The organism is Actinophytocola sp. (genome assembly GCF_050699915.1).
Lineage (GTDB): Bacteria > Actinomycetota > Actinomycetes > Mycobacteriales > Pseudonocardiaceae > Actinophytocola.
Genome location: NZ_JBOHGA010000214.1, coordinates 1 through 10,382, shown reverse-complemented (window position 1 = coordinate 10,382; position 10,382 = coordinate 1). Strand labels below are relative to the sequence as shown.

Annotated in this window: 11 protein-coding genes; 5 read left to right on the top strand and 6 right to left on the bottom strand. The window is 72.6% G+C overall.

The features are described from left to right. The 3 genes from ACRDSK_RS27395 to ACRDSK_RS27385 form a co-directional block, all read right to left on the bottom strand. On the bottom strand, positions 1-1,246 hold a 1,246-nt coding region (locus ACRDSK_RS27395; protein ID WP_431444205.1), incomplete at its 3' end, for an SPFH domain-containing protein. Between the two features lie 155 nt (positions 1,247-1,401). Beyond that, a complete protein-coding gene (locus ACRDSK_RS27390; protein ID WP_431444204.1) occupies positions 1,402-1,830 on the bottom strand; it encodes an NfeD family protein in 429 nt (142 codons plus the stop codon). 35 nt (positions 1,831-1,865) lie between these two features. Next, a complete protein-coding gene (locus tag ACRDSK_RS27385) occupies positions 1,866-2,678 on the bottom strand; it encodes a DUF3097 domain-containing protein (RefSeq protein WP_431444203.1) in 813 nt (270 codons plus the stop codon). A gap of 80 nt (positions 2,679-2,758) precedes the next feature. On the opposite strand from ACRDSK_RS27385, the gene ACRDSK_RS27380 reads away from it, so the two are divergent. Then, entirely contained in the window at positions 2,759-3,280 is a 522-nt protein-coding gene (locus ACRDSK_RS27380; RefSeq protein ID WP_431444202.1) for an RNA polymerase sigma factor, read from the top strand. Beyond that, complete coding sequence (locus ACRDSK_RS27375; protein ID WP_431444201.1) at positions 3,280-4,185, top strand: VOC family protein; 906 nt, start codon at positions 3,280-3,282, stop codon at positions 4,183-4,185. The genes ACRDSK_RS27380 and ACRDSK_RS27375 overlap by 1 nt, the downstream gene beginning before the upstream one ends. Here ACRDSK_RS27375 and ACRDSK_RS27370 read toward each other — a convergent pair. Further along, positions 4,124-5,119, bottom strand: coding sequence for a helix-turn-helix transcriptional regulator (locus ACRDSK_RS27370; RefSeq protein WP_431444200.1), 996 nt, complete (start codon positions 5,117-5,119; stop codon positions 4,124-4,126). The two genes, ACRDSK_RS27375 and ACRDSK_RS27370, sit on opposite strands and share 62 nt — an antisense overlap. A 63-nt stretch (positions 5,120-5,182) precedes the next feature. Here ACRDSK_RS27370 and ACRDSK_RS27365 point away from each other — a divergent pair, with 63 nt between their 5' ends. Then, positions 5,183-6,331: an epoxide hydrolase family protein gene (locus ACRDSK_RS27365; protein WP_431444199.1), complete on the top strand. Its 1,149-nt coding sequence runs from the start codon at positions 5,183-5,185 to the stop codon at positions 6,329-6,331. Between the two features lie 11 nt (positions 6,332-6,342). After that, a complete protein-coding gene (locus tag ACRDSK_RS27360) occupies positions 6,343-7,443 on the top strand; it encodes a winged helix DNA-binding domain-containing protein (protein WP_431444198.1) in 1,101 nt (366 codons plus the stop codon). Here the strand turns inward: ACRDSK_RS27360 and ACRDSK_RS27355 are convergent. Together ACRDSK_RS27355 and ACRDSK_RS27350 are read right to left on the bottom strand one after the other, a co-directional pair. Beyond that, the gene (locus ACRDSK_RS27355) at positions 7,440-8,234 is read right to left on the bottom strand and encodes an SCO1664 family protein (protein WP_431444196.1); all 795 of its coding nucleotides are present in this window, start codon (positions 8,232-8,234) and stop codon (positions 7,440-7,442) included. The genes ACRDSK_RS27360 and ACRDSK_RS27355 overlap by 4 nt on opposite strands. A 2-nt stretch (positions 8,235-8,236) precedes the next feature. Further along, on the bottom strand, positions 8,237-8,809 hold the full coding sequence (locus tag ACRDSK_RS27350; RefSeq protein WP_431444195.1) for a DUF3090 domain-containing protein: 573 nt from the start codon (positions 8,807-8,809) through the stop codon (positions 8,237-8,239). Positions 8,810-8,929: 120 nt separating this feature from the next. Between ACRDSK_RS27350 and ACRDSK_RS27345 the strand changes: the two genes are divergently transcribed. Continuing rightward, positions 8,930-10,382: prolyl oligopeptidase family serine peptidase (locus tag ACRDSK_RS27345; protein ID WP_431444193.1), on the top strand; the 1,453-nt coding region annotated here is incomplete at its 3' end.

The window sequence follows — 10,382 nt, the reverse complement described above, 5'->3', positions numbered from 1 at the left end:
GTGCTGGTGCCGCCGGCGCGGGTGGCGGGCTGACCGGATCCGGCGCGGCCGGGGTGACCTGGGCCGGTGGGACGTCCGGCGTCGCCGGCCGGGTGTCGGTCGTGGTGGTGCCGACCGGGCGAACCGCCGACGTGGTGGGCGGGCTCAGCGGGCTGGGCACCGCCTGGCGGGCGACCGCCTCCGCGGCCCGGACCGCCTCGGCGACATGCGGGTCGGTCGACGTGTCGAACCAGCTCGCGAGCTCGTCCTCGTTCTGCTCGGGCCGGCTCGGCGGCTCGTAGGCCGGCGGCTCGTAGCGGAACACGCCGTCCTCGCCGGGCGCGCCAAGCGCCTTCGCGAAGCCCTCGAGGGCCTTGCCGAAGTCGTTGGGCAGCATCCACACCTTGTTGGCGTCGCCCTGCGCCATCTGCGGCAGCGTCTGCAGGTACTGGTAGGCCAGCACCTCCGGGGTCGGCTTGCCGGCCTTGATCGCGTCGAACACCAGCTCGATCGCCTTCGACTGGCCCTGCGCCTGCAGGTACCGGGCGGCGCGCTCACCCCGGGCGCGCAGGATCCGCGACTGCCGCTCACCCTCGGACGCGAGGATCGCGGCCTGCTTGGCACCCTCGGCCGACAGGATCTGGCTCTGCTTCTGGCCTTCCGCGGTCTTGATCGCCGCCTCGCGGGTACCTTCCGCGGTGAGGATCATGGCGCGCTTCTCCCGGTCCGCGCGCATCTGCTTCTCCATCGAGTCCTGAATGGACGGTGGCGGGTCGATCGCCTTCAGCTCGACGCGGGCGACCCGGATGCCCCACTTGCCGGTGGCCTCGTCGAGCACTCCGCGCAGCTGGCCGTTGATCGAGTCGCGGGAGGTGAGGGTCTCCTCCAGGCTCATGCCACCGACCACGTTTCGCAGCGTCGTGGTGGTCAGCTGCTCGACACCGATGATGTAGTCGGAGATCTCGTACACCGCGTCGCGCGGCTGGGTCACCTGGAAGTACACGACGGTGTCGATCGACACGGTCAGGTTGTCCTGGGTGATCACCGGCTGCGGCGGGAACGAGACGACCTGCTCGCGGCGGTCGATCCGGGCTCGCACCCGGTCCAGGAACGGCACCAGGAAGTTCAGCCCGGGTTCGGCCGTCGACCGGTACCTGCCGAGCCGCTCGACCACCGCGGACTGCGCCTGCGGGATCACCAGGATGGACTTCACCACGATCGTGAGTACGAACAAAACCACGACCACGACGATGATGAGAATGGTCAACGTGCCTCCACTCCGGCTCGGGTTGGCGCTTCCTGGTCGGCGCGCAGGAAGTAGATCACAAGATCGTCCCGAACCTGTTCATGCGGGCGCCGCGTCGTTCGACATGTCGGACGCGATCACCTGACTGCCGCGTTCGCGGGCGTGTCGACCGGCGCTCACTCGGAGTCCGAGAGCACCACGGCGGTGGCACCCGAGATCTCCACGATTGTCACCGACGCCCCCGGCGCGATCTCCTTCTGGTCGTTGAACGCGCGGGCCGACCACAGGTCGCCGTCCAACCGCACCTGGCCGCCGTGCTGGTTCACCGTCGAGACGGCGACCGCCTTCCGGCCGATGAGCGCGTCCGCGTTCGTGTGCACCATGTCGCCGTGCAGGCGACGCTTGAGCCAGGGTCTGGCGAAGGTCACGAGTCCGATCGACACGGCCGCGAAGATCGCGGCGGCGATGATCGTGTCGTCGAAGAACCAGTCGGCGCCGGCGCCGAACAGGGCTCCGACACCGATCATCAGTAGGAAGAAGTCTCCGGACAGCACCTCGGCGGCGATCAGCGCGATACCCCCGATGAGCCATAGCAGCGCGGCCATGGCTCCATGATCTCAGAATCTTGGCCGTACGGTCACTACTCTTCACCGGTGGTAACGAAATCGATGAGCCGCTCGACTGCGCCGATCAGCGGAGTCTCCAGGTCCTTGTAGCTGCGCACCCGGGCGAGCACCCGGCGCCAGCCGTCCGCCGGCTCGCCCCAGCCCAGCGCCGCGCACACGCCGTCCTTCCACGGCGTGCCGCGGGGCACGACCGGCCATGCGTCGATGCCCACGGCCGCCGGCCGCACCGCCTGCCAGATGTCCACGTACGGATGACCGGTCACCAACACGTTCGGGTCGCGGACGCCGGCGACGATCCGGGACTCCTTGCTGCCGGCCACCAGATGGTCGACGAGCACGCCGAGCCGGCGCCCGGGTCCGGTGCCGAAGTCGGCGACGAGGCCGGCCAGGTCGTCGACCCCGTGCAGCGGCTCGACCACGACGCCCTCCACGCGCAGGTCGTGACCCCACACGCGTTCCACCAGCTCGGCGTCGTGGATGCCCTCGACCCACAGGCGGCTGTCGCGCGCGGTACGGGCGGTGTGCCCCTCGACGCGGACCGAGCCCGACGCGGACACCGTCGCGGTCCGCGCGGGCGCGGCGGCCGGGCGGGTGAGCGTGACGGGCTTGCCGTCGAGGAGGAAGCCGGCCGGGGTGAGCGGGAACAGCCGACGACGGCCGTGCCGGTCCTCGAGCACCACGTGCCCGTGCTCGAACCCGGTCACCGCGCCGCAGAAGCCGCTCGCCGGGTCCTCCACGACGAGCCCGGACTCGGCCGCCACCTCGGGCACCGCGCGCCGGTTCTGCCTGCGGGACAGTACGTCGCCGCCGTACGGGTCGTTGCGCACGCGGGCGACCCTACTGATCTTTCGAGGGAAATCCGGGCACCGGGCGTCGGAGTGTCGGCCGCCCGGACGACTATGCAGGCGTGAACCCCGTTCCGGGCGTCGCGCCCGATCCGGCACTCGGGCTGCTGGAGCTGTACGACGACGCGCTGCCGCACGTCTACGGCTACCTGCTGGCCCGGTGCGGCGACGTGACGCTCGCCGAGGACCTCACCGCCGAGTCCTTCCTCGCCGCGGTCGGTGCGGCCCGCGCGCCGGACGCGCCGCCGCCGTCGGTGCCGTGGCTGATCGGGGTGGCCCGGCACAAACTCGCAGACCACTGGCGGCGGGTCGAGCGCGAGCGGCGCGGCATGCGGCTGCTGGACGGCGAACCCGATCCGGTCGAGGATCCGTGGGACGTCGCGGTGGACCGCATCCGCGCCCGCGAGGTGCTCGCCGCGCTCGGCCCGCACCACCGGGCCGCGCTGACCTTGCGCTACCTCGACGGGCTACCGGTCCCCGAGGTGGCCCGCCATCTCGATCGCACCGTGCACGCCACCGAGGCGCTGCTGGTGCGAGCCCGGGGCGCGTTCCGCCGGATCTACGCCGGAGAGGAGGGCTCGTGATGACCGATCCGTTCGACTCGCTGCGCGAGCCCGTCGTGCCGGTCGACCCGGCACCGGCATTTGCCGCACGGCTGCGGGATCGCCTGACCCGCGCCGTGCTCGCACAGTCAGGAGCAGACATGACCACCCAGCTCACTCCATCCGCCCAGCGCCAGGCCGCCTGGCCCGCGACGCTGACCCCGTACATCGTCGTCGCCGACGCCCGTCGCGCACGCGACTGGTACGTCGAGGTGTTCGGCGCCGAGCAGCGCGGCGAGCTGTACGCCAACGACGACGGCACGATCGGCCACGCCGAGATCGGCATCGGCGACGCCGTGCTGATGTTCGCCGAGGCTTCCGACCTCTGGCCGGACGTGCCCGTGCGCGCGCCGGACTCCCCCATGCACAGCCACACGCTGCACCTGCAGGTCGAGGACGTGGACGCGACGACCGAGCGCGCCCGCACGCGCGGGGCGTCCGTGGAACGCGAGCCGACCGACCAGCCGTACGGTCGCGGCTCGGTGATCGTCGACCCGTTCGGCCACCGCTGGATACTGCTGCGCCCGCCCGCCTGGGCCACCCGGTTCCGGCAGGGGGACGTCGCCCGGGTCACGATGGTCACCGCGGACACCGACCGGGCCAAGGACTTCTACGAAGCCGTGCTGCAGGTGCCCTTCCACGCCGGCAGCCAGCCCGGAGTGTGGAACACCGAGGAGACCCAGCCGCACCTGGGCATCTGGTCGCCGGAGGACGTGGAGCCGCAGATCCAGCTCGTCTACCGGGTCGACGACCTCGATGCCGCACTGGGCCGGGTCCGCGCCGCGGGCGGCATCGCGGGCGAGGCGGAGCGCAAGCCGTACGGTCTCAAGGCGACGTGCGAGGACGACCAGGGCGTGGTGTTCGAGCTCTGGCAACCGAGCGACTGAACCGCTGCGCGAGAACCTGGACCTGCTCGACGAGCTCGGGCGGCGACAGCACCTCGAACTCGAAGCCGATCTGTGCCACGTAGACCGGGAACTCGGCCAGCGACGGGCCGCCGACGTGAAGCAGGCAGGTGTGCTCGTCTACGGCCTCGATCAGGCCGGACGCGGGCGTGACGCGCTCCGCGGCGACCTCGGCGGGCACGTGCAGCCGGATCGTCGCCTGGTGCCGGTAGGGCGCGGACGAGATCGCGCGGGAGATGTAGCCGGCGACGTCGGAGTCGGGCGGGTCGCGGGGCGGGAACCGAGGGCCCGGCGAGGGCGTGCCGGCGATCCGGTCCACCCGGAACGTCCGCCACTGCGCCGGCTCGCGGTCCCAGGCGAGCAGGTACCAGCGGCGGCCGGTGCAGGCGAGCCGGACCGGCTCGACCAGCCGCCTGCTCTCCGTGCCGTCCGCGCGGGTGTAGCGCAGCCGCAGCGACTCGTGGTCGCGGCACGCGCCGGCCAGCGACGCCAGCAGACCCGGGTCGACGGTCGGGCCGCGGCCGGCGAGCGACACGGTCGACGAGCCGAGCGCGGCCACCCGGCGGCGCAGCCGTGCGGGCAGCACCTGCTCGAGCTTCGCCAGCGCGCGCACAGAGATCTCCTCGATGCCGGCGATCGTGCCGTTCGCGGCGGTGCGCAGGCCGACGGCGACCGCGACCGCCTCCTCGTCGTCGAGCAGCAGTGGCGGCATGGCCGCGCCGGCCTCCAGGCGGTAGCCGCCCGCGGCACCGGGCGTCGCGGTGACCGGGTAGCCGAGGTCGCGCAGCCGGTCCACGTCGCGGCGCACCGTCCGCAGCGTCACGCCGAGCCGTTCGGCGAGCTCACCGCCGGTCCAGTCGCGCCGGGTCTGCAGCAACGACAGCATCTTCAGCAGCCGTCCGGACGTCTCCCACACGACCGGAATTCTCGCAGACAATGGTGACCGAAGCTGTCACCATTGGTCGATAGCGTCGTCGGCATGACGAACACCGAGATCCGCCCGTTCCGCATCGACGTCCCGCAGTCCGACCTCGACGACCTGAACCGCCGGCTCGCGGCCACCCGCTGGCCCGACGAGCTGCCCGGCGTCGGCTGGGACCGGGGCGTCGCGCTCGGCTACCTGCGCGAGCTCGCCGAGCACTGGCGCACGAGCTACGACTGGCGGCCGCACGAGAAGCAGCTCAACGACCTGCCGCAGTACGTCACCGAGATCGACGGCGCGACCGTCCACTTCGTCCACGTCCGCTCTCCCGAGCCGGCCGCGCTGCCGCTCGTGCTGACCCACGGCTGGCCCGGCTCGATCGTCGAGTTCCTCGACGTGATCGGCCCGCTCACCGACCCGGTCGCCCACGGCGGCGACCCCGCGGACGCCTTCCACCTGGTGATCCCGTCCCTGCCCGGGTTCGGCTTCTCCGGCCCCACCCGCGAGGCCGGGTGGCACACCCGGCGGATCGCGGCGGCCAGGGCCGAGCTGATGGCGCGCCTGGGCTACGACCGCTACGGCGCGCAGGGCGGCGACTTCGGCGCGCTGGTCTCCCCCGACCTCGGCCGGGTCGACGCCGAGCACGTGGTCGGCGTGCACGTCAACGCGGCAACGGTCGGCTTCATCCCGTTCGGCGGCGTCGACGAGGACACGCTGACCGACGTGGAGAAGGCGCGCTGGGCCCGCCAGCAGGAGTTCCAGGACAACGGCAACGGCTACTTCCAGGTGCAGGCCACCCGCCCGCAGACCATCGCGTACTCGCTCACCGACTCGCCCGTCGGCCAGCTCGCGTGGATCGTCGAGAAGTTCCAGGAGTGGACCCACCCCGTCGACGGACTGCCCGAGGCGTCGGTGGATCGGGACCGGATGCTCACGAACGTGATGCTGTACTGGCTGACCGGCACCGCGGGGTCGGCCGCGCGGCTCTACTACGAGACCACGCACTCCGGCGAGTGGCCGTACCGCACCGAGGTGCCGACCGGGGTCGCCGCGTTCGCCGACGACATCCCGATCCGCCGGTACGCCGAGGAGACCAACACGATCACGCACTGGACCGACTTCGACACCGGCGGACACTTCGCCGCGATGGAGGTTCCCGACCTGCTGGTCGCAGACGTGCGAGAGTTCTTCCGCGGGCTGCGCTGAGGAGGTTTGCGGTGGAGGTCCTGAGCCTGCGGGCGATCAACCGGGCGACGCTCGCCCGCCAGCTGCTGGTCGAGCGGGAGACGCGGCCGGCCGAGTCGGCGATCGAGCACCTGGTCGGCCTGCAGGCGCAGGCGCCGTTCCCGCCGTACACGGGGCTGTGGACGCGGCTGGTGGACTTCCGGCCGGCGGAGCTCGCGGACGCGCTGGTCGAGCGCCGGGTGGTGCGGGTCGTGCTGATGCGCGGCACCGTGCACCTGGTCACGGCCGCGGACGCGTGCTTCCTGCGCCCGCTCGTCCAGGTGATCATGGACCGGGACCTGCGGACGAACGTCCAGCACGCCCGCAACCTGACCGACGTCGACATCGGCAAGGTCGCCGACGCCGCCCGCTCGGCGCTCGAGGACGAGGCGCTGACCGCGAAGGAGCTGGGCGTCGAGCTGGCGACGCGGTGGCCGTCGGTGCCGCCCGGCTCACTCGCGCACGTCGCCCGCGGGCAGCTCACCCTGGTGCAGGTGCCGCCGCGGGCGGTGTGGGGCCGGTCGGGCCAGACGCGCTACCGGACCGTCGAGCACTGGCTTGGCAGGTCGGTGGATGCCGCACCGGACCCGGCCCGGCTGGTGCTGCGCTACCTGGGTGCGTTCGGCCCGGCCACGGTCGCGGACATCCAGACTTGGTCGGGCCTCACTCGGCTTCGCGAGGTCGTCGACCCGCTGCGGTCGCGGCTGCGGGTCTTCGCCGACGAGTCCGGCCGCGAGTTGATCGACCTGCCCGACGCGCCCCGCCCGCCGGCCGACCTGCCCGTGCCGGTGCGGTTCCTGCCCGAGTTCGACAATCTGCTGCTGTCGCATGCGGACAGGTCGCGGGTGATGAGCGAGGAGTTCCGCAAGCGGCTGTTCGGCGTCAAGAACGGCGTGTTCCCCGGGACGTTCCTGGTGGACGGTTTCCTGCGGGGCGAGTGGCGCGTCTCCAAGGCGCGCAAGGCCGCGACGCTGACGATCACGCCGTGGGGCAAGGTGTCCAAGAAGGACACCGCGGCGCTGGTTCGGGAGGGACGGCGGATGCTCGAGTTCGCCGCGCCGGACGCGGAGAGCCGGGACGTGCTCGTGGCCTAGAAGGCAGGCCAGGGGATGGCCCGGTAGTCCGCGTCGGGGCTCGGGAACTCCGCCTTGTACTGGAGCTCCTCGGTCCGCCTCTTCAGCCCGCGGATCTCCGCCCGCGTCAGATGCTCGGACAGGTCGTCGCCCAGGTCGTTGCGGAGCGCCTCGCGCAGCGTGCCCAGCATCTCCAGCACGTCCTCCGGCAGCCGCTCGCCCGACCAGCCCCACAGCACGGTCCGCAGCTTGTGCTCGGTGTGCAGGCAGATGCCGTGGTCGACGCCGTAGACCAGGCCGTCCGTGCCGTGCAGGACGTGGCCGCCCTTGCGGTCCGCGTTGTTGATCACCACGTCCAGCGCCGCCATCATCCGCACGCTGGCGTGGTCGGAGTGCGCGAGCACCGCCGGCTCCCCGAAGCGGTCGTGCGCGCGCAGCACCCGGCGCCAGCCGGTCGGCACGTCGGACGGGCTCAGCACGTCGACGAGGTCGTCGCCCTCCTTGGTGTCCACCCACAGCTGCACCATGCCGGGACCGAACGGGCCGGCACGCAGCACGGTCGGCGGGATCAGGTGCAGGCCGGCGGCCTCGGAGACGAGGTACGCGCCGACCTCCCGTCCCGCGAGCGTGCCGTCCGGGAAGTCCCACAGAGCCCGCTCGCCCGAGATCGGCTTGTACACGCAGTGCGCGGTCGCGTCGCCGCCGCTGATCTCGCAGAACAGCGTCGCGTTGGACGCGTCCACCAGCCGGCCCTCGACCTCGATGCGACCTTTGGCGAGCAGCTCGGTGACGGCGGGATCGGACGGGTACAAACTCAGTCCGTCTCGTCCTCGGTGCGGCGGTACCCGTTCTGCCGCGGGCACACGTGCCCGGCCGGGTCCAGCGGCTCGCCGCACAGCGGACACGGCTTGCGGCCGGCGTTGATCACCCGGTCGGCCCGCTCGGCGAACGCCCGCGCCTCGGCCGGGGTCAGGAACACCCGCACCGCGTCCGGGCCCTCCTCGGTGTCGTCGAGCACGACCGACTCGTCGACCTCGCCCTCGGTGATCGCGAGCAGCTCGATGACCACCGCGCGCGTCTCGGAGTCCCACCCGAGGCCCATGGTGCCGACCCGGAACTCCTCCTCGACCGGCACCTTCAGCGGGTCCGCGTCGACGAGGTCGTCCGGCGTCTCGTCCGGCAGATCGGCCCCGAACCGCCGGTGCACCTCCTCCAGCAGCGACCCGATGCGCTCCGCGAGCACGGCCATCTGCTGCTTCTCCAGCGTCACGCTGATGGTCCTGGCGCTCTCCGAAGCCTGCAGGTAGAAGATCCGATCGCCGGGTTGACCGACCGTGCCGGCGACGAACCGATCGGGTTCACGGAAGATGTGGATGACACGAGCCATGGCACCTCCGACCCTACGGCAAACGGCGCGGTCGAGTAGGCAGGTTCCCCCCGCCACGACGGATCTTTCGCCACGTTAGCGAACCCGGCCCGGGCAGGCCGACCGGATAGGGTGCCCGGCGTGGTGAAGATCGCACCGTACGGGTCCTGGGAGTCTCCGGTCAGCGCCGAGCTGGCCGCCGCGGCCGACGCCGAGCCGAAATGGGTGGACCTGCACGGCGGCCGCGTCTGGTGGGCCGAGACCAGACCGACCGAGGGCGGCCGGGTCGCGCTGCTCCACGAGGGGACCGACGGTCACCCGGTCGAGGTCCTGCCGGCGCCGTGGAACGTACGCAACCGCGTACACGAGTACGGCGGCCGGCCCTGGACGGTGCTCGACGGCGGGCGCGGGGAGCTGGTCGTCTTCACCCACTGGGACGACCAGCGGCTCTACCTGCACGAGGTCGGTGCGCCCGGCGAGCTGCGGCCGATCACCGCCGAGCCCGACCGCCACCACGGCGTCCGCTACGCCGACCTCTCGCCCGGTCCGGACGGCACCTCGGTGCTGTGCGTGCGCGAGACGGTGGTCGGCGACGGGCCCACCGACCTGCGTCGCGACCTGGTCGCGGTTCCGCTCGACGGTGGCGAGCCGCGGGTGCTGGCCGCGAGCCACCGCTTCATGTCCGGCCCCCGGCTTAGCCCGGACGGCACGCGGATCGCCTGGCTCGGCTGGGACCACCCGAACATGCCGTGGGACGGCACCCGGCTGTGCGTGGCCCCGCTCGGCGGCGACCACGAGGTGCTCGCCGGCGGGCCGCGGGAGGCCGTCTGCCAGGTCGAGTGGGAGGCGGCCGGCTCGCTGCTCGCGCTGTCCGACCCCGAGGGCTGGTGGAACCTGTTCCGGATCGAGCCGGACGGGTCGTGCCGCAACCTCGCGCCATGCGCCGAGGAGCTCGGCGGTCCACTGTGGAGCCCCGGGATGCGTTGGTTCGCGCCGCTGGGCGGCGGCCGGCACGCGATCCTGCGATCTGGCCGGCTCGCGGTACTCGACGAGCACACCGCCACGGTGACCGATGTGGACACCGACCTGACCAGGTGGACTCCGGACGTCGCCGTCCGCGACGGCAGTGTGGTCAGTGCCGCCGGCGGGCCGACCAAGGACCTCGCCGTCGTCGCGCTCGACCTCGCGACCTCGGCCGTGACGACGCTGTCCGCCCACTGGTCCGACCTGCCCGACGCGGCCTTCCTCCCGGTGCCCGAGGAACGTCTCGTCGACGGTCCCGAGGGGCGGCGGGTCCCCGCGCTGTTCTATCCGCCGCGCAACCCGGACTTCGCCGGCCCGGCGGGCGCCGCGCCACCGCTGCTCGTCTACGTGCACGGCGGGCCGACCGGCAAGGCCCGCCGCTCGCTCGACGTCGAGGGCGCCTTCTTCACCAGCCGCGGCCTCGGCTACGTAGCGGTCGACTATGGCGGCTCGGCCGGCTACGGCCGGGAGTTCCGCGAGTCGCTCAACGGCCGGTGGGGCGAGGTCGACGTGGCCGACTGCGCCGCCGTCGCCGCCGCGCTCGCCGCCGAGGGCGCGGCCGACCCCGGCC

Excerpts from the sequence above, each read along its gene's own strand:
- ACRDSK_RS27375 (WP_431444201.1), top strand. The coding sequence starts at position 3,280 with ATGACCGATCCGTTCGACTCGCTGCGCGAGCCCGTCGTGCCGGTCGAC.
- ACRDSK_RS27365 (WP_431444199.1), top strand. The coding sequence starts at position 5,183 with ATGACGAACACCGAGATCCGCCCGTTCCGCATCGACGTCCCGCAGTCC.
- ACRDSK_RS27350 (WP_431444195.1), bottom strand. The coding sequence starts at position 8,809 with ATGGCTCGTGTCATCCACATCTTCCGTGAACCCGATCGGTTCGTCGCC.
- ACRDSK_RS27390 (WP_431444204.1), bottom strand. The coding sequence starts at position 1,830 with ATGGCCGCGCTGCTATGGCTCATCGGGGGTATCGCGCTGATCGCCGCC.